We start from the raw sequence: 23,326 nt of genomic DNA on the forward strand, positions 1-23,326 counted from the left end.
ATAACACAACCACGAGATGATTACGAGCAGCGCCTGCGATTGGCGCGATAAAATTGCGAAGCTCTCTCTCCACCGTCATTGCGAGGAGCCCTTGCGACGAAGCAATCCAGACTGCCGCCGCTGAGATATTCTGGATTGCTTCGCTGCGCTCGCAATGACGGAGTGGGTTGCACCGGCGGAGGCTACTCCGCCAGCGCCTTCATCTCCTTGTAGAGATCCGACTTGCCCTCGAAGCCGATGCCTGAGAGCTCCGGCATGGTGATGTGGCCGTTCTCGACGCGGACGCCATCCGGGAAGCCGCCATAGGGCTGGAACAGGTCGGGGTAGCTCTCGTTGCCGCCGAGGCCGAGGCCGGCGGCGATGTTGAGCGACATCTGGTGGCCGCCATGCGGGATGCAGCGGCTTGGCGACCAGCCATGGGTCTTCAGCACTTCGAGCGTGCGCTGGTATTCGCAGAGGCCATAGGACAGCGCGCAGTCGAATTGCAGCCAGTCGCGATCGGGACGCATGCCGCCATAGCGGATCAGGTTGCGGGCGTCCTGGTGGCTGAACAGGTTTTCGCCTGTCGCCATCGGGCCGGGATAGAATTCGGCGAGTGCGGCCTGCAGCGCGTAGTCGAGGGGATCGCCGACCTCCTCGTACCAGAACAAGGGATAATCCCGCAGCATCTTGGCGTAGGCGATGCCGGTCTCCAAGTTGAAGCGGCCGTTGGCGTCGACGGCGAGCTGCGCGTCCCTGCCGATCTCCTTCAGCACCGCCTCGATGCGGGTGCGGTCCTCGTCGATATCAGCGCCGCCGATCTTCATCTTCACGACGTTGTAGCCGCGGTCGAGATAGCCGCGCATCTCGCCGCGCAGCATCGAGAGATCCTTGCCGGGATAGTAGTAGCCGCCGGCGGCGTAGACGAACACGCGCGGATTGGCTTTGACGCCGTGACGTTCGGCGAGCAGGCGGAACAGCGGCTTGCCGGCGATCTTCGCCACCGCGTCCCACACCGCCATGTCGATGGTGCCGACCGCGACCGAGCGCTCGCCGTGGCCGCCCGGCTTCTCGTTGGTCATCATCGCAGCCCAGACCTTGTCGGGGTCGAGATTGTCGCCGGCCGCATCCAGCAGCGATTTCGGATCGGCCTCCAGGATGCGCGAGGCAAAGCGCTCGCGGATCAGGCCGCCCTGCCCGTAGCGGCCGTTGGAGTTGAAGCCGTAGCCGACGACCCGCTTGCCGTCCGCTACGGCGTCGGTGACGACGGCAACGAGGCTCGTCGTCATCCTGGTGAAGTCGATATAGGCGTTGCGGATCGGCGAGGAGATCGGCTTGGTGATCTCGCGGACGTCGACGATGCGGACGGACATGGGATTGGCTTTCGGTGGTTATTTTCGTCATTGCGAGCGAAGCGAAGCAATCCAGTCTGCCACCGCGGAAAGATTCTGGATTGCTTCGTCGCAAGGGCTCCTCGCAATGGCGAGGAGAGAGTGTCGCCGCGACCTATTTCTTGTCCCTGAAATACGGCTCCACCGGCCCATGCACCTTGATGGTCAGCGGGTTGCCGTAGCGGTCCTTGGCATTGCCGGCGGTGACGCGGACCCAGCCTTCGCTGATGCAGTACTCCTCGACATTGGTCTTCTCGATGCCCTTGAAGCGGATGCCGACATCGCGCGCCAGGATGTCCGCGTTGTAATAGGGGCTGTTCGGATCGACCGACAGGCGGTCCGGAAATTCATCGCTCATGATTGTCTCGCTCATAACAGGGTCTCGATTTGCTGCCGCAATCCTTCGGGCCGTGCGGTCGGCGCGTAGCGCGCGATCACCCGACCGGCACGGTCCACCAGGAATTTGGTGAAATTCCATTTGATGGAGGCGCCCAACAGGCCGGATTGCTGGCGTTTCAGGTACTCATACAAGGGATGCGCATTGGCGCCGTTGACGTCGATCTTCTCGAACAGGGGAAAGGTGACGTCGTAATGGGTCGAGCAGAATTCCTGGATCTCGCTCGCCTGCCCCGGCTCCTGCGCGCCGAACTGGTTGCAGGGAAAGCCCAGCACCGCGAAGCCGCGCGGCGAGAGATCACGATAGAGATCCTCCAGGCCGCGATATTGCGGCGTGAAGCCGCATTTGCTCGCGGTGTTGACGATCAGCAGCACCTGCCCCTCGAAGCGGCGCATGGGCACTTCCTCGCCGAGAAGCGAGTTGGCCTTGAAGTCGTAGATCGCGGACATCGCTAACCCACGGGATCGATCGGCGACGGCGGCACGCCGCCCGCCTCGATCGCTTCGCCGGCGAGCAGGCACAGATCCTCGCGGTAGCGGCCGGACACGATATGCACGCCGACCGGCGCCTTGCCGACGAGGCCGGTGGAGACGACGAGGCCCGGCAGGCCCATGAAGGGAATCGCGATCTGCGGCAATTGCGCCTCCCAGACCCGCTTGAAGGACTCCTCGTCCTTGCGGTCGAGATGATCCGGGAACGGCAATTCGCCGGAGACCGGCGTCAGCAGCACCGCGTACTTCTCGAAGAACAGCATCCAGTCGCGGGTCAGCGTGGCGCGGCGGGTCAGCGCCTTCGCGTAATTCGCCTGGTCCATTGGCGTCACCCTGCTGCGGTTGCCGCGCAGGCAGGCCAGCGCGCCGGGATCGCCCTCGCGCTCGGCTGCCTCTAACTGCGCCTCATAGCCGTCGCCGAGCCAAAGCTTGATCTGCCACTCGACCGCTTCGCGCATCGGCGGGGTGTTCTCGATTACATCGACGGTCCACCCGGCACGCTCGAGGCGCTTGCCGGCATCGGTCACCGCCGCCTTCACCTCCGGCGTGGTCGCAAGGCCGTCCGGGTTGAGACAGAGCGCGGCGCGCTTCGGCCGCGCGGGGCCTTCCAGCGGCGCCGGCACATACCAGGGGTCGCGCACGTCGCGGGCCGCCATGGCCGCGAGCGAAATCCTGATGTCGTTGACGGTGCGCGCCAGGGGGCCGGACACCGCCATGATCTGCGGGCCGATCGGACGCTCCGGCAGCGCCGGATTGAAGGCGGGGATGCGGCCGAGGGTCGGGCGCAGGCCGTGCACGCCGCAGGCATAGGCGGGATAGCGGATCGAGCCGGCGATGTCGGTGCCATGGGCGATGTGGCCGATGCCGGCCGCGACCGCCGAGCCGGCGCCGCCGGACGAGCCGCCCGGCGTCAACGCGGCATCGCGGGGGTTCTTGGTGTCGCCATGAACCAGGTTGGTGGTGAACCAGCGATAGGAGAAGGCCGGGCAATTGGTGCGGCCGAGCAGGATCGCGCCGGCTTTGCGGAAATTGGCGACCACCGGGTTGTCCTCCCGCGCGATCAGGTCGCGCTGGAGTTTTAGGCCGTTGGTGGTGGCAAAGCCCTCCTGGTCGACATTGGCCTTGATGGTGACGGGCACACCGGCCAGCACGCCGGGGTCCTCGCCCCGGCTAATTGCGGTATCGACGGCGTCGGCCTGCTTGAGCACGTCCTCCGGCCGGTGGTCGATCACGGCGTTAAGCTTTGGATTGACGGCGTCCAGGCGGTCGAGGCCGGCCTTGGCCGCCTCCCTGGCGGACACCTTTTTGGCCTTGACGAGGGTGGCGAGGTCGGCGGCCGACAGGCGCCAGAGATCTTGCATGACTTGCTCCGTATGACCGGCGTCTTTTAGCGCCGGGAACGCGGCAAAGCCATGCGGATTTCGCAGGGGCGAAGGGCGGTTGTGGCTCGGATTGCCGTCATTGCGAGGAGCCCTAGCGACGAAGCAATCCAGACTGCCTCCGCAGAGAGACTCTGGATTGCTTCGCTGCGCTCGCAATGACGGTGGAGGGAGCCGGGGGCCTCAATGCCTGGTCGCGGACTGAACCGGCATGTCCAGCAACGCCTCGGTGAAGGGGAACTCCAGCACGACCTCGCCGTCGACGTCGGTGACCTCGATGACCGCCTCCATCAACGCCGGCTGGGTCCCCTCCGATTTCAGGACCTCCAGGATCATCTGGCGGGCGACCTCCCAGGCGCGATCGGGGTTGCGCAGGTCCTCGCCGTCGGGATCCACGATCAGTTCGTCGCCAATACGGGTGTTGAAGAAGTATCTGGGCATGCCTCGATCCAATGGGGTCGCCTGTAGCCGATTGGAAGCCGTTCCATCCTCACAACTGGTTTATCCGGGACAGGGATCACGACCTATCGGCTATTTTTCTTATGTCATTGGCTCATCTTTAAGGCCGCAATACGCTCTCTTTGCAGTGCACCAATTCCGGCGGCCTACTACTTAGGTCGGGAAAATTTCACTGGCGAACTTTTCCCCCCGCAGTAGTTTAGCCCGTGGGCGGATACGTCCGAATTCATAAAAATGGAGAGCCAAATGGCCTGGAAAGCCCCGAAGATCGTCGAAGTGCCCTGCGGCATGGAAATCAACATGTATGTGAGCGCCACCCGCAAGTAAGCGGTTGGTGAGTTTGCGTTCTGCGCAGGTGGTTCTTTCGGTCGAGCACTCTCGGTTGCGCTGTCTTCCGGTCACGATGCGTTTCCGGAAGATAGATTTTGTGTCGACCTGAGATCCACCTCGCGACGTTGCCTCCAGGAGACGGATCATGCTTCGCGTCGTCGTCCTGGGCGCCGGGGCCGGCGGCGGAGTGCCGCAATGGAACTGCGGCTGCGAAGGTTGCCGCGCGGCCCGTGCCATCGGCGATGAGCTCTTGCGAACCCAGGCCTCGGTCGCCTTCAGCGGCGACGGCGAGCATTGGTTCCTGATCAACGCCTCTCCCGATCTTCGCCAGCAATTGAATGCCACGCCGCAACTGCACCCCAAGGCGGGGGCGCTGCGTCATACGCCGGTCGCGGGCGTGATCCTGACCAATGGCGAGGTCGATGCCGTGGCGGGGCTGCTGTCGATGCGCGAGGGCTCGCCCTTCACGATCTATGCGCATGAGAAGGTGCTGGCGATCCTCAGCGCCAACAGCATCTTCAACGTGCTGAGCGAGAAGAACGTGCGGCGCCAGCCGATCGCCATCGGCGAGCCGTTCGAGCCGCGGCTGCCAGACGGTGCGCGGTCCGGGATCGAGGTGCTGCCCTTCGCGGTGCCGGGCAAGTCGGCCTGGTATCTGGAAGGCAAGGCGCATCCGGGCGGCGAGACCGGCGACGGCGATACGCTGGGCCTGAAGATCACCGACAAGACGACCGGCAAGTGCTTCTACTTCATCGCCGCCTGCGCCGAAGTGACCGACGCGCTCAAGGCCGAGATCGACGGCGCCGCGCTGGTGTTCTTCGACGGCACGGTCTGGCAGGACGACGAGATGATCAGGGCCGGGCTCGGCTACAAGACCGGCAAGAGCATGGGACACGTCGCGATGTCCGGCGACGACGGCGCGATCGCGCGGCTGGCCGATCTCGATATCGACAGGAAGCTGTTTCTGCATATCAATAACTCGAATCCGGCGCTGCTGCCCGCTTCACCCGAGCGGAAAGCGGCCGAGCAGGCGGGCTGGCAGATACCCGCGGACGGAACGGAGATCGTGCTGTGAATGCCGCATCACTAACTGGAATGACCGCGCTCTCGATCGGCAAGGACATCAGGCTCAACTCGGCCGAGGAGCTTGAGGCGACGCTGCGCCACATCGGGGCGACGCGCTATCACAGCCTGCATCCGTTCCATAAGCTGCTGCACGGCGGCAAGCTGAACAAGGGCCAGGTGCAGGCCTGGGCGCTGAACCGCTACTATTACCAGAGCACGATCCCGATCAAGGACGCGGTGGTGATCTCGCGCTTCCGCGACCGCGCCACGCGCCTGGAATGGCGCCACCGCATCGAGGACCATGACGGCGATGTCGGCTCCGAAGGCGGCATCGAGCGCTGGCTGAAGCTGACCGAAGGGCTCGGGCTCGACACCGCCTATGTGGAATCGACCGAAGGCATTCTCCCCGCCACGCGCTTCGCGGTGGAGGCCTATGTGCACTACTGCCGCGAGAAGAGCCCGCTGGAGGCGATCGCCTCCTCGCTCACGGAACTGTTCGCGCCGAACCTGCACGAAGAGCGGATCGCCGGCATGCTGGAGCACTATGACTTCGTCAATCCCGACATCATGAGCTACTTCAAGCGGCGCCTGGCGCAGGCACCGCGCGATGCCGGCTTCGCGCTCGACTATGTCAAGGCGCATGCCACGACGCCGGAACAGCGCGCGCAGGTGTGCAACGCACTGATCTTCAAGACCAACGTGCTGTGGGTGCAGCTGGATGCGCTCCAGCACGCCTATGTCGAGGGCCACATTCCGCCGGGCGCTTTCGTGCCCAAGGCGAGCTGAAGAGGAACCGTCATGGCCGGGCCGCGTCATATCAGTGTCAGCGAGGCCAGCCGCCCCGTGCTGCCGCGGCATGCCAAGCTGAAATACGACGAGACGCGCAAAGTCTGGGTGATCCTGGCGCCGGAGCGCGTGCTGGCGCCGGACGAGATCGCGGTCGAGGTCTTGCAGCTCTGCAATGGCGAGCGTAGCGTCGGCGACGTCTCCGACCAGCTGGCGGCGAAATACGCCGCGCCGCGCGAGGCGATCCTGACCGACGTCATCGCCATGCTCCAGGATCTCGCCGACAAGGGCTTCCTCACCGAGGCCCGGGAGAAGACGTCATGAGCGATGTGCTCGGCAGTCCCACCGTTCCGCCCGACGCCAGCGACAGCCTCGCGGTGCTGGAGAAGCAGCGCTCGACGGCCGAGACCTTTGGCATTCCGCTCGCCGTGCTGCTCGAGATCACGCATCGCTGCCCGCTGCAATGTCCCTATTGCTCCAACCCGGTCGAGCTCGACCGCTCCGGCAAGGAGCTGACCACCGAGGAATGGAAGAAGGTGCTGAGCGAGCTCGCCGAGATCGGCGTGCTCCAGGTGCATTTCTCCGGCGGCGAGCCGACGGCGCGGAAGGACCTCGTCGAGCTGGTCAAGCATGCCAGCGACGTCGGCCTCTACACCAACCTCATCACCTCGGCCGTGCTGCTGACGCGCGAGAGGCTGAGCGAGCTGGCGGATGCCGGGCTCTGTCACGTGCAGATCAGCTTCCAGGGCGTCGAGGAGGCCCCCGCCGATCGCGTCGCCGGGTACAGAGGCGGCCACCGCAAGAAGCTCGAAGTGGCAAAATGGACGCGCGAGCTCGATCTGCCGCTCACCGTGAATGCGGTGATGCACCGGCAGAACCTGCACCAGCTCCCCGACATCATCCAGATGTCGATCGATCTCGACGCCGACCGGCTCGAGGTCGCCAACGTGCAATATTACGGCTGGGCGCTGAAGAACCGCGCCGCCTTGATGCCGACGGTGGCGCAGCTCGACGAGTGCACCCGCATCGTCGAGGAAGCACGCGAACGGCTCAAGGGCCGGCTTTCGATCGATTACGTCGTGCCGGATTATTACGCGCTGCGGCCGAAGAAGTGCATGGGCGGCTGGGGCCGGCAGTTCTTCAACATCTCGCCGGCCGGCAAGGTGCTGCCCTGCCACGCCGCCGAGAGCATCACCGGGCTCGACTTCGAATCCGTGCGCTCCAACCATTCGATCGCCTGGATCTGGCAGAACTCCGACGCCTTCAACCGCTATCGCGGCACCGGCTGGATGAAGGAGCCCTGCAAGTCCTGCGAATTCCGCGAGATCGATTTCGGCGGCTGCCGCTGCCAGGCCTTCGCGCTGACCGGTGATGCCGCCAACACCGATCCCGCCTGCGCGCTGTCGCCGCTGCACGAGACCATCTTCAAGCAGGCCGAGCGCGAGGCCGAGGGCGAGACCAACCGCTTCCTCTACCGCAACTTTGCCGGTGGCACCCTGGAATCCGAGAATGGCGCCTGACGCCGACGCCGCCAGTTCGGTCAAACGCGCCGATCCCTTTGCGCCGCTGACCTCCGAGATGCTCGACGTCGGCGACGGCCACGAGCTCTATGTCGAGAGCGTCGGCCGCACCGACGGCATTCCCGCGATCTACCTCCATGGCGGGCCCGGCAGCGGCTGCCAGCCGGATCATCGCCGCCTGTTCGATCCCGACCGCTTCTGCGCCGTGCTGTTCGACCAGCGCGGCTGCGGCCGCAGCCGGCCGAAGGGCTCGCGCGCGCACAACACCACGGCGCATCTGATCGCGGACATGGAAAAGATCCGCGAAAAGTTCGGCTTCGAACGCTGGATCGTGGTCGGCGGCTCCTGGGGCGCGACGCTGGCGCTGGCGTATGCAGAGGCGCATCCCGAGCGCGTCCGCGGCATCGCGCTACGCGCGACCTTCCTGGGCACGCGGGCGGAAGTCGAAGCCGGCTTCACCGTGCGCCTGCCGCAGTTCTATCCGGCGCTGCATGAAGATTTTCTCAGCGTGCTGCCGCCCGAGGAGCGGGAGCGGCCGGTGGACGCCTATTGGCGCCGCATCCTCGACGCCGATCCGGCCGTGCACGGTCCGGCGGCGCGGGCCTGGCACGATACCGAGCGCGCCCTGTCCGAGCACAAGCCCGCAAGGACGCGGCTCGACCTCGCCTCGTTGAACGTCTGGCGCACGTTGCCGGCGACGCCGTTCATGGAAGCGCATTACTTCGTCAACGACAGCTTCATGACCGCAAACCAGCTGCTGCAGAATGCGGAGAGGCTCGCCGGCATTCCCGGCATCATCGTGCAGGGCCGCTACGATCTGTTGTGTCCTCCTGAGACATCCGAGCGGCTGACGAAAGTCTGGCCGGGTTCCGAGATTCGCATCGTGGAAGAAGCCGGGCATTCGCTCTATGATGCCGGCGTGAGGGACGCGGTCATGAAGTCGATCGCCGACCTCGCTTCGAAGACCGCGCGATGAGAGGACAAGAAAAATGCCGCTCGCCGGGAAAGGCATGCTGCTGACGTCGATGAATATCGACGCGGCCGATGAGGCCGATTTCAACCGCTGGTACGACCGCGAGCATCTGGAAGAGCGTGTCGCGATCGAGGGATTCCTGGAAGCACGGCGCTATGTCGCGCACGCCGCCAATCCCAGATATCTCTGCCTCTATTCGACCGCGACGCTCGACGTGCTCGACAGCCCCCCTTACAAGGCGCGGCTCGCGAGCCCGACCGACTGGTCGCGGCAGACCATGGCGCGTTTCAAGGACATGCTGCGCGTCGTCGCGCGCGTCACCATCAGCAACGGCACCGGACGCGGAGCTGCACTCGGCGTGGTGCGGCTGCGGCCGACGCCGGGCAACGCCGCGCCATGGCGTGATGCACTGCAAGAAAAGCTGACGCCGGAAAAGCGCGACGGCATCATCTCGATGCATCTGCTCGAGAGCGAGCCGGAATTGTCGGGTGCAACGGCGGATATCCCGGCCGTGCGCAACGAAGGTGCACGCGACTGGTTCGTGCTGATCGACGGCACGCATGTCGGCGCGGTCTCGGCTGTCATTGCCGAACGCTTCACCGGCCCCGCCGCATCGCCCTTCCCGCTTCCCGTCTCCGTCGGTACCTACGCGCTGATGTGGGACCTTGCGAAGTGCGACATCGCGCACCGCTAACGCGCCTACATGCACCGCAACATATTGCACCGCCACATGCGTGCGCGCAGCCGTTAATGCTGTGCGCGCGCAGCTCCCATGAAAGCGGGTGATCCCCCAAATTTGCCGTTGTACTTCGGACCGGTTCTAATAAGCTAACTCAATGACGTCATTCAGAAACCAGATCGACGCGCGTTAGCGTTCGCCAAGCTCAAGAAAAGGCCGCGGGGTCTTTGGGCCTGCGCGGACAGGGTAGGAATGAAACCGACCGATATCGCGGCCCCCGACTACTTTCACAAAGTGGTCGATTGCCAGTGGGCCTGTCCTGCGCACACCCCGGTTCCCGAATATATCCGACTGATCGCACAAGGCCGCTACAGCGACGCCTACATGATCAATTGGCAATCGAACGTGTTTCCCGGAATTCTGGGACGCACCTGCGATCGTCCATGCGAGCCGGCGTGCCGGCGCGGCCGCGTCGAGGAAACACCGGTCGCGATCTGCCGCCTCAAGCGCGTCGCAGCCGACTTCAAGGACGACATCACGCAGCGCCTGCCGCGCCCTTCATCGAAGAACGGCAAGCGCGTCGCGCTGGTCGGCGGCGGTCCGGCCTCGCTGACGGTGGCGCGTGATCTGGCGCCGCTCGGCTATCACTGCACCGTGTTCGATGCCGATCCGGAAGCCGGTGGCATGATGCGCTCGCAGATCCCGAAATTCCGCCTGCCCAATTCGGTGATCGACGAGGAGACCGGCTACATCCTCAATCTCGGCGTCGACTTCAAAGGCGGTCACCGCATCGAGAGCATGAAGGCGCTGCTCGCGGAGAAATACGACGCGATCTTCGTCGGCTCCGGCGCGCCGCGCGGCCGCGAGCTCGACATTCCCGGCCGGAAGGAGGCCGCCGCCAACATCCATATCGGCATCGAGTGGCTGTCCTCGGTCTCGTTCGGCCACATCGACAAGATCGGCAAACGCGTGATCGTGCTCGGCGGCGGCAACACCGCGATGGATTGCTGCCGAACCGCGCGCCGCCTCGGCGGCGAGAAAGTCACGGTGATCGTGCGCTCCGGCTTCGAGGAGATGAAGGCCTCGCCCTGGGAGAAGGAGGACGCGATCCACGAGGATATTCCGATCCTCAACTACATGGTGCCGGTGGCATTCAAGCATGTCGCCGGCAAGCTCATCGGCGTCACCTTCCAGCACGTCAAAGCCGAATTCGACGCCAAAGGCCGCCGCAATCTGGTGCCTTCGGGCGACCCCGATCAGACCATTCCCTGCGACGACGTGCTGGTCGCGGTCGGCCAGGAGAACGCCTTCCCCTGGATCGAGCAGGACTGCGGCATCGAATTCGACAAATGGCACATGCCCAAGGTCGACCCCAAGACCTTCGCCTCGACCAACCCGAAAGTATTCTTCGGCGGCGACGCCGCCTTCGGTCCCAAGAACATCATCTGGGCGGTCGCGCACGGCCACGACGCCGCGCTGTCGATCCACAAGCTGCTGTCGGGCGAGGACATCACCGAGCGGCCGCTGCCGGAGGTGCATGTCTCGTCGCAGAAGATGGGCATCCACGAATGGAGCTATGACAACGACATCTCCGTCGACAAGCGCTTCAAGGTGCCGCATCGCGACAAGGTGATCGCGCTGAAGGACATCCGCACCGAGGTCGAGCTCGGCTACGACGTCAAGCTCGCGCTCGGCGAAGCCCATCGCTGCCTGAACTGCGACGTACAGACCGTGTTCTCGACTTCGCTCTGCATCGAGTGCGACGCCTGCGTCGACATCTGCCCGATGGACTGCATCTCCTTCACGGAGAATGGCGAGGAAGCCGATCTGCGCCAGCGCCTGAAGGCGCCGTCGCTGCATCCCGACCAGGACCTCTACGTGTCCTCCGATCTCAAGACCGGGCGCGTGATGGTGAAGGACGAAGATGTCTGCCTGCATTGCGGGCTGTGCGCCGAGCGCTGTCCCACCGGAGCCTGGGACATGCAGAAGTATTTGATCGAAATGACTTACGCAGGTTCAGCATGTCCGACAAAAAGCCGATCAGCAGCGTAAACGACTTCGTCGTCCGCTTCGCCAACGTCAACGGATCGGGCTCGGCCAGCGCCAACGAGATGTTCGCGCGCGCGATCCTGCGCCATGGCGTGCCGGTCTCCCCGCGCAACATCTTCCCTTCCAACATCCAGGGCCTGCCGACCTGGTACGAGGTGCGGGTGACCGAAGACGGCCATCTCGGCGCCCGCGGCGGCGTCGACATGATGGTGGCGATGAACCCGCAGACCTGGGACAAGGACGTCGCCGGCATCGAGCCCGGCGGCTATCTGTTCTACGATTCCACCAAGCCGATGCCGTCGACGAAATTCCGCGACGACATCACCGTGATCGGCGTGCCGCTCACCGCGATCACCAACTCGACCTACACCGATCCGCGCCAGCGCCAGCTGTTCAAGAACATCATCTATCTCGGCGCGCTCTCTGCCCTGCTCGACATGGACCCGAAGCTGATCGAGCAGCTGATCGGCGAGCAGTACAAGGGCAAGGAGAAGCTGCTCTCCTCCAACGTCCACGCGCTGCATCTCGGCCGCGACTGGGCGCTCCAGAACCTGAAATGCCCGATCGGGCTGCGGGTGAGGAAGTCCGACAAGGTCGGCGACAGCATCTTCATCGAGGGCAACAGCGCCGCCGCGCTCGGCGCCGTCTATGGCGGCGCCACCGTGTGCGCCTGGTATCCGATCACGCCCTCCTCGTCGGTGGCGGAAGCCTTCACCGCCCATTGCAAGAAGTACCGGCACGACCCCGAGACGGGCAAGGCGAAATACGCCATCGTGCAGGGCGAGGACGAGCTGGCCTCGATCGGCATCGTGATCGGCGCGTCCTGGAACGGCGCCCGCGCCTTCACCGCGACCTCCGGCCCCGGCATTTCCTTGATGACGGAGTTCATCGGCCTTTCATATTTTGCCGAGATCCCCGCGGTGATCATGAACATCCAGCGCGCCGGGCCCTCCACGGGCATGCCGACCCGCACCCAGCAATGCGACATCATCGCCTGCGCCTATGCCTCGCATGGCGACACCAAGCATGTGCTGCTGTTCCCGGAGGATCCGGCGGAGGCCTTCGAGTTCGCGGCCGCCGCCTTCGATCTCGCCGAGCGGCTCCAGACCACGATCTTCCTGATGCTCGATCTCGATATCGGCATGAATCACCGTCTCTGCCGTCCGCTGAAGTGGGACGATGCCCGGCAATATGACCGCGGCAAGATCATGACCGCGGAGATGCTGGAGGAAGGCCGCGACTTCGGCCGCTATCTCGACGTCGACGGCGACGGCATCCCCTACCGCACCTATCCCGGCACGCATCCGACCAAGGGCTCCTATTTTACCCGCGGTACTTCCCGGGATCGCTATGCGCGATATTCCGAGGAAGGCCCGGTCTATGCCGACAACATGCAGCGCCTGGTGCGCAAGTTCGAGACCGCGCAGGACCTCGTGCCGCGGCCGCTCCAGGCCAATGCGGAACGGCCGACCAAATACGGCGTGATCTATTTCGGCTCGACCTCGCCGGCGATGGACGAGGCGATCGGCCTGCTCGAAGCGCGCGGCCACCAGCTCGATCGCCTGCGCATCCGCGCCTTCCCGTTCCATTCGAGCGTGGCGAGCTTCCTCGCCGAGCACGATTTCGTCTACGTGGTCGAGCAGAACCGCGATGCCCAGTTGCGGCAACTCATCGTCAACGAGAACGGCATCGACCCCGTCCGCCTCGTGCCGATCGTGCATTACGACGGCACGCCGATCACCGCCCGCTTCATCGCAAAAGCCATTGGCGACCACCAGGATCACCTCAAGGTGACGCCGCTCCGCAAGGCCGTGTCATGACCTACGCCTTGCTCTCTCTTCCGTCATGCCCGGCCTTGTGCCGGGCATCCACGACTTCCTTTTCCTCGGCCAAGACGTGGATGGCCGGGTCAAGCCCGGTCATGACGGGCTTGGGATCGCAGGTGCTCGCATGACTTATATTGCCAAGCCGAAATTCCATCATCCCGGCCTCAAGAAGAACGAGCTCGGCTACACGCATCGCGACTACGAGGGCAAGATCTCGACGCTGTGCGCCGGCTGCGGCCACGATTCGATCACGGCCTCGATCATCGAGGCCTGCTATGAGCTCTCGATCGAGCCGCACCGGGTGGCGAAGATCTCCGGGATCGGCTGCTCGTCGAAGACGCCGGACTATTTCCTCGGCAATTCGCACGGCTTCAACTCCGTGCACGGGCGCATGCCGTCGGTGCTGACCGGCGCCAATCTCGCCAACCGCGACCTGATCTATCTCGGCGTGTCCGGCGACGGCGATTCCGCCTCGATCGGCTTCGGCCAGTTCGCGCACTCGATCCGGCGCGGCGTCAACATGACCTATATCGTCGAGAACAACGGCGTCTACGGCCTGACCAAGGGACAGTTCTCGGCGACCGCCGACCGCGGCTCGAAGTCCAAGAAGGGCGTGACCAACACCGACAACGCCATCGACCTCGTCGCGATCGCGCTGCAACTGGGCGCAACCTTCGTGGCGCGCTCGTTCTCCGGCGACAAGACCCAGCTCGTGCCGCTGATCGCGGCCGCGATCCGCCACAAGGGCGCATCCTTCATCGACGTCATCAGCCCCTGCATCGCCTTCAACAACCATGCCGGCTCGACCAAGAGCTTCGACTATGTCCGCGAGCACAACGACGCGGTGAACCGGCTCGACGTGCTGGTCGGCCGCGACCCGATCGCGGTCGACTACGCGCCGGGCACGGTGCAATTGGTCGAGCAGCACGACGGCAGCAAGATCGCGCTGCGCAAGATCGACGCCGACTACGATCCGCATGACCGGCTCGGCGCCCAGACCTTCCTCCAGAAGCACGCCGCCAAGGGGCAGATCGTCACCGGCCTGCTCTATGTCGACCCCGATGCCGACGACCTGCACGCGCATCTCAACACGGTCGAGACGCCGCTCAACACGCTGGAAGCGGACACGCTGTGCCCGGGCTCGGCGGCGCTGGACAAGTTCAACGCCAGCATGCGGTGATCATTTGCCGCGCTGAGGCGGAGGCCTGACGCGCACGGTGATCTTCTCCGACACGACAGGCGGCTCGAACGGATAGTGCTTGGCGTCGCCCAGCACCAGTTGAAGGGTATGGGTCCCGGGCGGAAGCTCGAGAAATGTTTCGGTCTGCCCCGCCCCGAAATGCAGATGCGACTTGTCCTGCGGGATCGGCTCCTTCGGATCGATGGGGTCGCTGACGTCGACCAGCAAATGATGATGGCCGGCGTTCTGGTAGTCGTCGCCGGCATGCGTCACGCCCATGTTGCGCAAGCCGAACCGGACCAGGAAACCGGCGCGCACCTTCTGCCCGTCATAAGGGGTGATGAAATAAACCTTTGCGTCCTTTGGAGCAGCCTTACCCTGCGAGAAGGCCACGCCCGGGAGCAATGCGAGCACCGCCGACAGCGCAACGCAGCGAAGGATTTGCATCAAATCTACTCCTGCACTCAGGGACTGAGCGCGACCCGGAACCCATGCGTCGGGTAACGAACGTTGGTATCGTAGCCGTCGCGGTTGGATGGCCGCACGTATCTCGAATCGTTCTTCCAGGAGCCCGAGCGCAGGACGTGCGAACTGCAGTCCCCACCGCTCCATGCCGAACCATCATTGGGCGCGCCTTGATAAGTCCTGTGCCAGCAATCGGCGACCCACTGATCGACGCCGCCGCCCATGTCGTAGAGTCCGAATGGATTGGGTTTGAAGCTACCGACCTTCGCCGGCTGCTCGGCGGCTGCGTCACCGCAATCCTTGCACCCGGCCATGCCCGGCTGGAGCTTGTCGCCCCACCAATATTTGGTCTGCGTTCCGCCGCGCGCCGCATATTCCCATTCCGCTTCGCTCGGAAGCCGGTACGACTTCTTCGTCGCCTGCGCGAGCCAGCCAGCATATTGCTGTGCATCGGTCCAGCTTACATTCGTGACGGGGGCGTCGTCCTTCCCGATCGCTGTAAAGCCACACGCCTTTGCAGCGGCGCATTCGTTCCACTCCCGCACCGTCACAGGGTATTTGCCGATCGAGAATGGCTTGATCGCGACCTGGTGAACAGGGCGCTCGGTCGGATCATCGTTGCTTCCCATCGCGAAGCTGCCGCCGCGAACGACGATCATTTCGGGCTCGCTGGCGGGCGTCGGCGATTGGCTGGGCGTCGGCGTCGGTGCCGGTGCCGGTGCCGGCGGCGCAGGTGAAGCCAACGAGGGCGACGGTTGTGGCGTCGGCACGGCCGCTTCGCGCGCCGGAGGCTGCGGGACAGGAGAAGCGACCGGAGCGGCAGTCGGCGTGGCGGCCTGCTCGCTTCCCTTGCCGGGCGGCTGCGCCAGGAGATACCAGAGCACGCCGGCGGCGCTGACCAGCAACGTCAAGCCGAGGAGAAAGATCAAGGTATTCTCGCGCCGGCCTCGCGTCCCGCCGACGGCATCTGCGTCGGGCAGCACGCGATAGATGCGCACGGGGTCGGTGATGTTCTTCACCTTGCGGTCGCCAAGGGACTCGTAGCCGCACACCACCTTGTGCTTGATCTGCTCGTAGATCGCGCCCGAGATGAAGACCTGACCGGGCTGGGCAATGCCTTCGATACGCGTGGCGATGTTGACGCCATCGCCGTAAACGTCGTCCGGCTCGATGATGACATCACCCAGATTGACGCCAATTCGGTACTCGATCCGGGAGTCCTTCGGAAGCGAGGCATTGCGGCCGACGAGATTCTGCTGGATGACGATGCTGCAGCGAACGGCCTCAACAGGGCTATCGAAAATAGCGATGAAGCCGTCGCCCGTCGTCTTCACCAGGCTTCCATGGTGCTCGACGATACTGGGCTCGATGAGGTCCCGCTCGATCCGCTTGACGCGGACATGCGTGCCCTCCTCGTCGGCCTGCATCAAGCGGCTGTAGGACGCGATGTCGCCGACAATGATTGCAGCGAGACGACGAGGCATTGCGCCGTGCGGAGGCGGCTCGTTCTGATTCCCGGATCTGAAGTTGCGAATTTCGCCCATTGCGCGGGGACTCCACAAACTTACAAAGGCGGCCCCAGCCTACGACTTCGAGAAGCAATCGTCTGTGAAGGCTATCACATTGACAAACTGGGACAATGTCGAAGGACTCGCGACATCGAGTTCCAGGGAGCGAGGACCTTGAACCCTTCTGGTCCAACCAGCGACTAAAGCGCCGCTCTCAGGGCGACGAAGTCCGCCACTGGTTCAGCCAAGACACATCGGGCTTTAATGGACAGGCTCGGGCTCGGGTGCGGCGCGACCCGAATATGCCAACCGGCCGGCCGTCCAGTATTGCTTGCAGGTCTCGAACAGCGTTTCGCCGTCCATGGTCAGGCCGCCCGTGACGAGCACGCCGTCCGCGCCAATGGGCTTGTTCAGCAGCGACAAGACGTGCTTCAGAAAGCCGCCTTCGAACCGCTCGGCAAGAAGAGGATCGACCTGAAGAACGACGATCCTCTGGCTGCGATACCGAAAGATCGATATGTCCCTCACCGATCTCCACGAGATGGTGTCATCGGCGATCCTGGTGTCGCGAATGCCGACACGGGTGATGAAGAGGACCGGCTCCCTGGCGGAGATCAACGTCCAGAGCGTCTTGCAGGTGGCCAGGCCGAAAAACACGATGCCGAAATAGCTGAGCGCGATCTGGATCGTGGCGATGTCCTTGCCATAGTGCAAGCTGAATGCGAGCGCGCCGCACAACAGCGTCGCCAGCAGGCCGGCTCCCAGCAACTTGAACAGCCGCGCAAGGGAATAGCCGATCGCAAGGTTGGGCAAGTTCTGACTTATGGACATTTTGACCGCCACCAGTCATCTGCAACAACCAGGGGTTCTCAGCACCCCTCCTTCCAAATTGTTAAAGCGGGAACCTTGCGCGAGGCTGTCCGCAAGGCGCGGCCAGGAACGCTTGAACGCAACGCTTTCCGCCCGCGACTAACGGCCAATCGGCCCTGATCGTCCCGCCGCGGGCCATCAACGGCTCACGCGTTCGGTGCGACCATGAAGCTTGCCCTCGTCCTGCCGCTTGTCCTTACCGCGTTCACCGGCGTCGCCCACGCCGATGAGGCCGATAAGGTCCGGGAAACCACAAAGGCCGAAGCCGACGCCTTCATGGGCCGCATCTATGCGGGGACGCCGGGTGACAAGGCCTATGCCTGCTTCGTTCGCCGCTACGATGCCGAGCATCTGGCGCGGCATCCCAAGCAGAAGGTCGCGTCGATGAAGCTGCTGATCTCCGCGGAGACCGACAAGGAGGACAAGCAACTCCACAATTCCTTCCGCCTGGGCTTCCGGTATCGCCATCGCAGCGGCGACTTCGACTCCAGCGGGTCGTGCGGCAGCCCCGCGGTGCTCCTCAGTCAGGGCGACGAAGTCCGTCTCGGCTGCGGCGTGGACTGCGAAGGCGGCGGGATCGAGGTGGCGCTGTCCAAGGACAACAAGTCCGCCATCATTCGGCTCGAGCAGGTCAGGGTCTGGCAGAACAACAAGCCGGATGACGAGGCCGAGCAATCGCTGGTCGCCGGCGCCGACGACAAGATCTTCCGCCTCGACCGCACCGACAACAGCGAGTGCGCCTCGCTGGTGACCGACCGCAAGGAACTCGCCGCGCTGCGCCACAAGTGATATGGGTCCGGCAAATTCGGGCGCAGCCGAGGGAGATCGCCATGAACCGCCGGAACATCCTGTGGAGTGCCGTTTCAGCGCTAGGTGCGGCGCTCGGCGCCTCCCGCGCACAGGCCGCGACCGAGGCTCCGCCGTCGAACAAGCTCAAGGTCGTCTACCATCTCAGCGACGCCGAGAAGGTCAATTTCGTGCTCGGCAACATCCAGAACCACATCGACGGCGTCGGCGGCCCCGAGCACGTCACGATCGCGCTGGTGATTCACGGGCCGGCGCTGAAGGCGTTTCACTGGGCGCAGGCCAACCCCGATATCAGCAAGCGCGTTGGCGACTTCTCCAAGGACGGCGTCGAGCTCGCCGCCTGCGGCAACACGATGAAGGCGCAGAACGTCACGCTGACGGATCTGCTGCCGGGCTTCGTCAGCGCGGAGAAAGGCGGCGTGGTCCGCCTGGCCGAGCTGCAGTCGCAGGGCTATCTGTATTTGCGGCCGTAGCGTTGCGGCAGGCGTCGTCCCCGTCATTGCGAGCGCAGCGAAGCAATCCAGAATCCCTCCGCGGGGGGACTCTGGATTGCTTCGTCGCTTCGCTCCTCGCAATGACGGTGGAGACCGTCGCACGGGCGAGCGCCACATCCTCCCATCGCGCTTGACTTACCCATAACTCTACGGTTATGAATTAACCCATAACTTCCCGGTTATGGAAATCGCATGTCCGCCGCCCACGATCTCCTGTTCAGGACGCTCGCCGATCCGACCCGGCGGGCGATCTTCGAACGGTTGTGCCGCGAGGGCGAGCAGACGGTCGGGGCACTGACGGCACGGTCCGGCGTTTCCCAGCCGGCGGTCTCGAAACATCTCGGCGCGCTGAAGCAGGCCGGCCTCGTCCGCGACCGCCATGAAGGACGCCAGACCCATTACAGCGCGCAGCCCGGTGCGCTCAATCCGCTGGTCGACTGGACCAGCCAGATGGCCGGATTCTGGCAGAACCGGCTCGACGCGCTCGACGATCTCCTGAAGAGGATGGACCAATGACCGAGACCTCAAGCGAGACCCGCTCCGTCGTCATCGAGCGCGAATTTGCCTTTCCGGCCGAGCGGATCTGGCGCGCGCTGACACAGCCGCATCTGATCGAGGAATGGCTGATGAAGAACGACTTCAAGCCATCGGTCGGCCATCGCTTCAACCTTCGCGGCGAATGGGGCGGCGTGCTGGACTGCGAGGTGCTCACCATCGAGCCGCAGAAGACGCTCGCCTACACCTGGAATTTCGCGCATGAGGACGCGGCGTTCGACCTGAAAAGCGTCGTCACCTTCACGCTGACACCGACAAGCGCAGGCACGCATCTGCGCGTCGAGCAGGCGGGCTTCAGCCCGACGCAGAAACAGGCCTATGGCGGCGCGCATGCCGGCTGGAAACAGTTTCTCACCAAGCTGGACGAGCTGCTGGCGCGACCGGATTGAGCCGGCGGCGCGCATCCATCCGATCATTTCAGAGGAGGTCTCGTTGAACATGTGGATACGACAAATCCATCGCTGGCTGTCCATCGCCTTCACGCTCGCCGTCATCGCGAACATCGTCGCGATGACCATGCAGCTCCAGGCCGTGTGGATCGGCTTCCTGGCGCTTGTCCCGCTGATCCCGCTGCTTGCGACCGGGCTGTATCTGTTTGCGCTGCCCTATCTTGACCGGCGCGGCGGCATGCAGCGCGAGGCGAGGTCATGAAGAAGGCGGTCGCGGTGAAGAAGACCGGCGCGAAGGACGCGGACGGAGCGGCGTCCAAGTTGATCGACGGCAGGATCAGGGAGCTCGGCGACTGGCGCGGCGAGATGCTCGGGCGGATTCGCGCCCTGATCAAGGACGCCGACCCCGACGTGGTCGAGGAATGGAAGTGGCGCGGCGTACCCGTGTGGGAGCACGACGGCATCATCTGCACCGGCGAGACCTACAAGGCCGTCGTGAAGCTGACCTTTGCCAAGGGTGCGGCCCTCGATGACCCGGCCGGCCTGTTCAATTCCAGCCTCGACGGCAATGTGCGGCGCGCGATCGATATCCGCGAGGGCGAGAAGATCAACGAGAAAGCGCTGAAGGCGCTGATCCTCGCGGCCGTGGAGCTGAATGTGTCGAAGACCAAGAAGAAGCCGGCCAAGCGTTCTGCATAGAACAGCAGGCAGCCACAGACCTCTTCCTTCTCCCCTTGTGGGAGAAGGTGGCGCGAAGCGCCGGATGAGGGGTATCTATCGACACGGGAAAGCGCGGAGAGATACCCCTCACCCCAGTGAGCTTGTGTCTGCCGGCGTCGCTGCCCTCTCCCACAAGGGGCGAGGGCACACCAACGCGCATCTCGCCGCATTGCTACACATAGACGGCCGCCTCAGGCCGCCGCCGGGATCGGGCGCGGGCTCACGACATATTCGCGCAGGACCTTGTCGTTGGCATCGACCTCGATCAGCGAGACGTCGTAGGTCCAGAGGTCCGCCAGATGCTGGAGCACGCGCTTGGCGTCGGTCTCGTTGAGCTGTGCGCCCTTGATGACGTGGTGATGCAGGATCAGCCGGCGGTCGCCGGAGAGATCGACGTCGACCACCTCGATATTGGCGTCGATGTAGCCAACATCGTGCTGCCGCGCCAGCTCGCGCCGCACCCGGCGGAAGCCGCGCTCGTCGTGGATGGCATCGACGCGGATGCCGGCACGCTCCTCGGGGTCGTCGTGCAGATGGAACATGCGCAGCTGCCGCATCAGCTTCGGGCTGAGGAACTGGCCGATGAAGCTCTCGTCGCGGTAGTTGGCCCAGACGTCGCGCAGCACGCCCATCACGTCGTTCTTGCCGGCGATGTCAGGGAACCACTCGCGGTCCTCGTCCGACGGGCTGGTGACGATGCGCTCGATGTCCTGCATCATGGCGAAGCCGAGCGCATAGGGATTGAAGCCGGAGAAGCGCGGATCGTCGAATTCGGGCTGGAACACCACATTGGTGTGCGATCCCAGGAATTCGAGGAAGTTGCCGTCGGTGATGCGGCCCTGTTGGTGCAGCTTGGTCATGATGCGATAGTGGACGTAGGTCGCCGTCCCCTCGTTCATCACCTTGGTCTGGCTCTGCGGATAGAAATATTGCGCGATGTGGCGGACGATGCGCAGCAATTCGCGCTGCCAGGGTGCCAGCCGCGGCGCGCTCTTCTCCAGGAAGTAGAGCAGGTTTTCCTGCGGCAGGCCGAGCAGCTTGCGGCGCCGCTCGACGCTGAGCGCGGAGCGGCTCTTGCTCTTTCCTGCCGGCACGGTGCGCCAGAGGTCGTTGAAGACCTCCTCCTCGTGCTGGCGGCGTCGCCCTGCCCGCTTCTCCTCGGCGCGCAGGTCGAGCTTCTTCTTGCCGGGATAGCGGTCGATGCCGTGCGACATCAGCGCGTGCGCGGCATCGAGCGTACGCTCGACCTCGGCGCGGCCGAAGCGCTCCTCGCATTGCATGACGTAGTTCTTGGCGAAATCGAGATAGTCCAGGATGCCGTCGGCGTCTGTCCACTGCTTGAACAGATAGTTGTTCTTGAAGAAGTGATTGTGGCCGAAGGCGGCGTGCGCGATCACCAGCGTCTGCATCGTCGCCGTGTTCTCCTCCATCAGGTAGGAGATGCAGGGCGAGGAGTTGATCACGATCTCGTAGGCGAGGCCCATCAGGCCCTTGCGGTAGGAAGCCTCGTGATAGGCGAAGTGCTTGCCGAAGGACCAGTGCTTGTAGAACAGGGGCATGCCGACCGACGAGTAGGCATCCAGCATCTGCTCGGCGGTGATGACCTCGATCTGGTTCGGATAGACGTCGAGCCCGAGATCGTTCTTCGCCACCTCCTCACAGGCATCGGTGATGCGCTGCAAGGTGTGGAAGTCCCAATCCGCGCCCTCGAACAATCTTTCCGTCATGGAGCGGCTTTCTCCTGAGAGGTTTCGCGGCGCTGGAACAGGTCGTGGAACACCGGGAAGATCTCGCTGCGCTCGCTGACCTTGCGCATCGAGAGCGGTGCGCCGCTGTTGCGCAGGCGCTCGTAGAGGGTCCAGAGTGAGGAGTCGGAGAGATCGAAGGCGCTGCCGCCGGACTCGCCGACCTCGAGATAGGCAAAGAACTGGCAGACCGGCAGGATCTTGTCGGTCAGCAGCATGCCCGTAAGCTCGCCGTCGGAATAGGAATTGTCGCCGTCGGAGGCTTGCGCCGCGTAGATATTCCAGTCCGACGGATTGAAGCGCTCGCGCACGATCTCGTGCATCGCCTGGAGCGCGCTGGAGACCAGCGTGCCGCCGGAGGCCGGACCGTAGAAGAAGGTCTGCTCGTCCACCTCCTCGGCGCGGTCGGTGTGGCGGATGAAGACGATCTCGACATGCTTGTAGCGGCGCTTCAGGAACACGTAGAGCAGCATGTAGAAGCGCTTGGCGAGATCCTTCATGTGCTCGGACATCGAGCCGGAGACGTCCATCAGGCAGAACATCACCGCCTGCGCGACCGGCTTCGGCACCGTCTCGAAGCGGCGGTAGCGGATGTCGAGCGGGTCGATGAACGGAATCCGCTTCGTCTTCGCCTTCAGCCTTTCCAACTCGGCGAGAAGCACCACGCGCTCGTCCTCGTCGGTGCATGCGGCGATTGCGGCTTCGAGCTCTTCGATCTCCTCCTTGCGGGGACGCTTGAGCGCAATGCGGCGGGCGAGCGCGAGCTTCACCGTCCGGCTCACCGAGATGTTGGCGGGCGAGCCCGACGTGGTGTAGCCGGCGCGCTGGATGCCCTCGCTCTCGGTCTGCGCGATCTTGCGCTTGGCAAGATCCGGCAGCTCGAGGTCGTCGAGGAAGAGATCGACGAACTCGTCGCGGCTCAACACGAAGCGGAAGGCGTCCTCGCTGTCGCCTTCGCCGGGACCGGAATCCTTGGCGCTGCCCTGGCCGGAACGCTGGAGATAGTCGCCTTCGACGAACTTCTTGTTCCCGGGCAACACCATGTCGCGCGTTCCGCCTTCGCGGCGGAAACGCGGCTCATGCATCCCGTCGAGCGGAATCGTGACCTCACCACCCTCCAGGACGTCCTTGATGTCGCGTTCCTGCGAGGTCTTCTTGACGGCGCCCTGCACCAGGGATTTGGCCCGACGCAAGAACCGCTGGCGGTTCTCAAGACTCTTGCCGCCTGGATTCAGGCGCCTGTCAATAATGTGAATGGGCACTTTTCCA

General features: G+C 64.2%; 26 protein-coding genes. 16 read left to right on the plus strand and 10 right to left on the minus strand.

Annotation, left to right across the window (positions count from 1 at the left end; all coding sequences use genetic code 11):
* Window positions 1–182: 182 nt before the first annotated feature.
* The 5 genes from tarD to E4K65_RS20050 all read right to left on the minus strand — a co-directional run bounded on the left by tarD (window position 183) and on the right by E4K65_RS20050 (window position 4,078).
* Complete coding sequence (gene tarD / locus E4K65_RS20030) at window positions 183–1,352, minus strand: D(-)-tartrate dehydratase (RefSeq protein ID WP_135175632.1); 1,170 nt, start codon at window positions 1,350–1,352, stop codon at window positions 183–185.
* A 133-nt stretch (window positions 1,353–1,485) separates the two neighbouring features.
* Window positions 1,486–1,743: a DUF3297 family protein gene (locus E4K65_RS20035; protein ID WP_027548492.1), complete on the minus strand. Its 258-nt coding sequence runs from the start codon at window positions 1,741–1,743 to the stop codon at window positions 1,486–1,488.
* Window positions 1,740–2,216 carry a glutathione peroxidase gene (locus E4K65_RS20040; protein ID WP_135175633.1) on the minus strand — a complete coding sequence of 159 codons (477 nt, stop codon included), beginning with the start codon at window positions 2,214–2,216 and terminating at the stop codon, window positions 1,740–1,742. Before E4K65_RS20040 ends, E4K65_RS20035 begins: the two co-directional genes overlap by 4 nt.
* 2 nt (window positions 2,217–2,218) lie before the next feature.
* Window positions 2,219–3,619, minus strand: a complete 1,401-nt coding sequence (locus tag E4K65_RS20045) for an amidase family protein (RefSeq protein WP_135175634.1) — start codon at window positions 3,617–3,619, stop codon at window positions 2,219–2,221.
* 201 nt (window positions 3,620–3,820) lie between these two features.
* Window positions 3,821–4,078, minus strand: a complete 258-nt coding sequence (locus tag E4K65_RS20050) for a DUF6894 family protein (RefSeq protein WP_027546873.1) — start codon at window positions 4,076–4,078, stop codon at window positions 3,821–3,823.
* A gap of 264 nt (window positions 4,079–4,342) precedes the next feature.
* Between E4K65_RS20050 and pqqA the strand changes: the two genes are divergently transcribed.
* The 10 genes from pqqA (at window position 4,343) to E4K65_RS20100 (ending at window position 14,504) form a co-directional block, all read left to right on the plus strand.
* Window positions 4,343–4,423, plus strand: coding sequence for a pyrroloquinoline quinone precursor peptide PqqA (pqqA, locus tag E4K65_RS20055; RefSeq protein WP_007595659.1), 81 nt, complete (start codon window positions 4,343–4,345; stop codon window positions 4,421–4,423).
* 148 nt (window positions 4,424–4,571) lie between these two features.
* Entirely contained in the window at window positions 4,572–5,501 is a 930-nt protein-coding gene (gene pqqB / locus E4K65_RS20060; RefSeq protein WP_135175635.1) for a pyrroloquinoline quinone biosynthesis protein PqqB, read from the plus strand.
* Window positions 5,502–5,521: 20 nt separating this feature from the next.
* Window positions 5,522–6,277: a pyrroloquinoline-quinone synthase PqqC gene (gene pqqC, locus E4K65_RS20065; protein WP_371090218.1), complete on the plus strand. Its 756-nt coding sequence runs from the start codon at window positions 5,522–5,524 to the stop codon at window positions 6,275–6,277.
* 12 nt (window positions 6,278–6,289) lie between these two features.
* Window positions 6,290–6,601, plus strand: a complete 312-nt coding sequence (pqqD, locus tag E4K65_RS20070; protein WP_027546876.1) for a pyrroloquinoline quinone biosynthesis peptide chaperone PqqD — start codon at window positions 6,290–6,292, stop codon at window positions 6,599–6,601.
* Entirely contained in the window at window positions 6,598–7,797 is a 1,200-nt protein-coding gene (gene pqqE, locus E4K65_RS20075; RefSeq protein ID WP_135175636.1) for a pyrroloquinoline quinone biosynthesis protein PqqE, read from the plus strand. The genes pqqD and pqqE overlap by 4 nt, the downstream gene beginning before the upstream one ends.
* Entirely contained in the window at window positions 7,787–8,773 is a 987-nt protein-coding gene (gene pip / locus E4K65_RS20080; RefSeq protein ID WP_135175637.1) for a prolyl aminopeptidase, read from the plus strand. The genes pqqE and pip overlap by 11 nt, the downstream gene beginning before the upstream one ends.
* Before the next feature lie 13 nt (window positions 8,774–8,786).
* Complete coding sequence (locus E4K65_RS20085) at window positions 8,787–9,464, plus strand: DUF4286 family protein (RefSeq protein WP_135175638.1); 678 nt, start codon at window positions 8,787–8,789, stop codon at window positions 9,462–9,464.
* Window positions 9,465–9,701: 237 nt separating this feature from the next.
* On the plus strand, window positions 9,702–11,501 hold the full coding sequence (locus E4K65_RS20090; RefSeq protein WP_135175639.1) for an FAD-dependent oxidoreductase: 1,800 nt from the start codon (window positions 9,702–9,704) through the stop codon (window positions 11,499–11,501).
* The gene (locus E4K65_RS20095) at window positions 11,471–13,318 is read left to right on the plus strand and encodes a 2-oxoacid:acceptor oxidoreductase subunit alpha (RefSeq protein WP_167770964.1); all 1,848 of its coding nucleotides are present in this window, start codon (window positions 11,471–11,473) and stop codon (window positions 13,316–13,318) included. Before E4K65_RS20090 ends, E4K65_RS20095 begins: the two co-directional genes overlap by 31 nt.
* A 130-nt stretch (window positions 13,319–13,448) precedes the next feature.
* Window positions 13,449–14,504 (plus strand): 2-oxoacid:ferredoxin oxidoreductase subunit beta, encoded by a 1,056-nt coding sequence (locus tag E4K65_RS20100; RefSeq protein ID WP_135175641.1) that lies wholly within the window; start codon window positions 13,449–13,451, stop codon window positions 14,502–14,504.
* On the opposite strand, the gene E4K65_RS20105 is transcribed toward E4K65_RS20100, so the two are convergent.
* From E4K65_RS20105 to E4K65_RS20115, 3 genes are all read right to left on the minus strand, one after another.
* The gene (locus E4K65_RS20105; RefSeq protein WP_167770965.1) at window positions 14,505–14,951 is read right to left on the minus strand and encodes a DUF4399 domain-containing protein; all 447 of its coding nucleotides are present in this window, start codon (window positions 14,949–14,951) and stop codon (window positions 14,505–14,507) included.
* 17 nt (window positions 14,952–14,968) lie between these two features.
* Complete coding sequence (locus tag E4K65_RS20110) at window positions 14,969–16,513, minus strand: SUMF1/EgtB/PvdO family nonheme iron enzyme (RefSeq protein ID WP_135175643.1); 1,545 nt, start codon at window positions 16,511–16,513, stop codon at window positions 14,969–14,971.
* A gap of 225 nt (window positions 16,514–16,738) precedes the next feature.
* Window positions 16,739–17,308, minus strand: a complete 570-nt coding sequence (locus E4K65_RS20115; RefSeq protein WP_167770966.1) for an STM3941 family protein — start codon at window positions 17,306–17,308, stop codon at window positions 16,739–16,741.
* Between the two features lie 204 nt (window positions 17,309–17,512).
* On the opposite strand from E4K65_RS20115, the gene E4K65_RS20120 reads away from it, so the two are divergent.
* From E4K65_RS20120 to E4K65_RS20145, 6 genes are all read left to right on the plus strand, one after another.
* Window positions 17,513–18,136 carry a hypothetical protein gene (locus E4K65_RS20120; protein WP_135175645.1) on the plus strand — a complete coding sequence of 208 codons (624 nt, stop codon included), beginning with the start codon at window positions 17,513–17,515 and terminating at the stop codon, window positions 18,134–18,136.
* 41 nt (window positions 18,137–18,177) lie between these two features.
* Window positions 18,178–18,627 carry a DsrE family protein gene (locus E4K65_RS20125; protein ID WP_027546887.1) on the plus strand — a complete coding sequence of 150 codons (450 nt, stop codon included), beginning with the start codon at window positions 18,178–18,180 and terminating at the stop codon, window positions 18,625–18,627.
* 213 nt (window positions 18,628–18,840) lie between these two features.
* Window positions 18,841–19,164 carry an ArsR/SmtB family transcription factor gene (locus E4K65_RS20130; RefSeq protein ID WP_027546888.1) on the plus strand — a complete coding sequence of 108 codons (324 nt, stop codon included), beginning with the start codon at window positions 18,841–18,843 and terminating at the stop codon, window positions 19,162–19,164.
* On the plus strand, window positions 19,161–19,592 hold the full coding sequence (locus tag E4K65_RS20135) for an SRPBCC family protein (RefSeq protein ID WP_135175646.1): 432 nt from the start codon (window positions 19,161–19,163) through the stop codon (window positions 19,590–19,592). Before E4K65_RS20130 ends, E4K65_RS20135 begins: the two co-directional genes overlap by 4 nt.
* 49 nt (window positions 19,593–19,641) lie before the next feature.
* Window positions 19,642–19,854 (plus strand): hypothetical protein, encoded by a 213-nt coding sequence (locus E4K65_RS20140; RefSeq protein ID WP_135175647.1) that lies wholly within the window; start codon window positions 19,642–19,644, stop codon window positions 19,852–19,854.
* Window positions 19,851–20,291 carry a DUF1801 domain-containing protein gene (locus tag E4K65_RS20145; protein ID WP_135175648.1) on the plus strand — a complete coding sequence of 147 codons (441 nt, stop codon included), beginning with the start codon at window positions 19,851–19,853 and terminating at the stop codon, window positions 20,289–20,291. The genes E4K65_RS20140 and E4K65_RS20145 overlap by 4 nt, the downstream gene beginning before the upstream one ends.
* Before the next feature lie 212 nt (window positions 20,292–20,503).
* Here the strand turns inward: E4K65_RS20145 and E4K65_RS20150 are convergent, their stop codons facing one another.
* Window positions 20,504–22,039: a SpoVR family protein gene (locus E4K65_RS20150; protein WP_135175649.1), complete on the minus strand. Its 1,536-nt coding sequence runs from the start codon at window positions 22,037–22,039 to the stop codon at window positions 20,504–20,506.
* Window positions 22,036–23,313 (minus strand): YeaH/YhbH family protein, encoded by a 1,278-nt coding sequence (locus E4K65_RS20155; RefSeq protein ID WP_209312077.1) that lies wholly within the window; start codon window positions 23,311–23,313, stop codon window positions 22,036–22,038. The genes E4K65_RS20150 and E4K65_RS20155 overlap by 4 nt, the downstream gene beginning before the upstream one ends.
* Window positions 23,314–23,326 lie beyond the last annotated feature (13 nt).

The sequence above is a fragment of the Bradyrhizobium niftali genome (assembly GCF_004571025.1).
Classification (GTDB): domain Bacteria; phylum Pseudomonadota; class Alphaproteobacteria; order Rhizobiales; family Xanthobacteraceae; genus Bradyrhizobium; species Bradyrhizobium niftali.

Excerpts from the sequence above, each read along its gene's own strand:
- pqqC (WP_371090218.1), top strand. The coding sequence starts at position 5,522 with ATGACCGCGCTCTCGATCGGCAAGGACATCAGGCTCAACTCGGCCGAG.
- E4K65_RS20140 (WP_135175647.1), top strand. The coding sequence starts at position 19,642 with ATGTGGATACGACAAATCCATCGCTGGCTGTCCATCGCCTTCACGCTC.
- E4K65_RS20045 (WP_135175634.1), bottom strand. The coding sequence starts at position 3,619 with ATGCAAGATCTCTGGCGCCTGTCGGCCGCCGACCTCGCCACCCTCGTC.
- pqqB (WP_135175635.1), top strand. The coding sequence starts at position 4,572 with ATGCTTCGCGTCGTCGTCCTGGGCGCCGGGGCCGGCGGCGGAGTGCCG.
- pqqA (WP_007595659.1), top strand. The coding sequence starts at position 4,343 with ATGGCCTGGAAAGCCCCGAAGATCGTCGAAGTGCCCTGCGGCATGGAA.
- E4K65_RS20040 (WP_135175633.1), bottom strand. The coding sequence starts at position 2,216 with ATGTCCGCGATCTACGACTTCAAGGCCAACTCGCTTCTCGGCGAGGAA.
- E4K65_RS20150 (WP_135175649.1), bottom strand. The coding sequence starts at position 22,039 with ATGACGGAAAGATTGTTCGAGGGCGCGGATTGGGACTTCCACACCTTG.
- E4K65_RS20105 (WP_167770965.1), bottom strand. The coding sequence starts at position 14,951 with ATGCAAATCCTTCGCTGCGTTGCGCTGTCGGCGGTGCTCGCATTGCTC.
- pip (WP_135175637.1), top strand. The coding sequence starts at position 7,787 with ATGGCGCCTGACGCCGACGCCGCCAGTTCGGTCAAACGCGCCGATCCC.
- tarD (WP_135175632.1), bottom strand. The coding sequence starts at position 1,352 with ATGTCCGTCCGCATCGTCGACGTCCGCGAGATCACCAAGCCGATCTCC.
- E4K65_RS20035 (WP_027548492.1), bottom strand. The coding sequence starts at position 1,743 with ATGAGCGAGACAATCATGAGCGATGAATTTCCGGACCGCCTGTCGGTC.
- E4K65_RS20120 (WP_135175645.1), top strand. The coding sequence starts at position 17,513 with ATGAAGCTTGCCCTCGTCCTGCCGCTTGTCCTTACCGCGTTCACCGGC.
- E4K65_RS20085 (WP_135175638.1), top strand. The coding sequence starts at position 8,787 with ATGCCGCTCGCCGGGAAAGGCATGCTGCTGACGTCGATGAATATCGAC.
- E4K65_RS20100 (WP_135175641.1), top strand. The coding sequence starts at position 13,449 with ATGACTTATATTGCCAAGCCGAAATTCCATCATCCCGGCCTCAAGAAG.
- E4K65_RS20145 (WP_135175648.1), top strand. The coding sequence starts at position 19,851 with ATGAAGAAGGCGGTCGCGGTGAAGAAGACCGGCGCGAAGGACGCGGAC.
- E4K65_RS20125 (WP_027546887.1), top strand. The coding sequence starts at position 18,178 with ATGAACCGCCGGAACATCCTGTGGAGTGCCGTTTCAGCGCTAGGTGCG.
- E4K65_RS20135 (WP_135175646.1), top strand. The coding sequence starts at position 19,161 with ATGACCGAGACCTCAAGCGAGACCCGCTCCGTCGTCATCGAGCGCGAA.
- E4K65_RS20110 (WP_135175643.1), bottom strand. The coding sequence starts at position 16,513 with ATGGGCGAAATTCGCAACTTCAGATCCGGGAATCAGAACGAGCCGCCT.
- E4K65_RS20095 (WP_167770964.1), top strand. The coding sequence starts at position 11,471 with ATGTCCGACAAAAAGCCGATCAGCAGCGTAAACGACTTCGTCGTCCGC.
- E4K65_RS20050 (WP_027546873.1), bottom strand. The coding sequence starts at position 4,078 with ATGCCCAGATACTTCTTCAACACCCGTATTGGCGACGAACTGATCGTG.
- E4K65_RS20130 (WP_027546888.1), top strand. The coding sequence starts at position 18,841 with ATGTCCGCCGCCCACGATCTCCTGTTCAGGACGCTCGCCGATCCGACC.
- E4K65_RS20090 (WP_135175639.1), top strand. The coding sequence starts at position 9,702 with ATGAAACCGACCGATATCGCGGCCCCCGACTACTTTCACAAAGTGGTC.
- pqqE (WP_135175636.1), top strand. The coding sequence starts at position 6,598 with ATGAGCGATGTGCTCGGCAGTCCCACCGTTCCGCCCGACGCCAGCGAC.
- pqqD (WP_027546876.1), top strand. The coding sequence starts at position 6,290 with ATGGCCGGGCCGCGTCATATCAGTGTCAGCGAGGCCAGCCGCCCCGTG.
- E4K65_RS20115 (WP_167770966.1), bottom strand. The coding sequence starts at position 17,308 with ATGTCCATAAGTCAGAACTTGCCCAACCTTGCGATCGGCTATTCCCTT.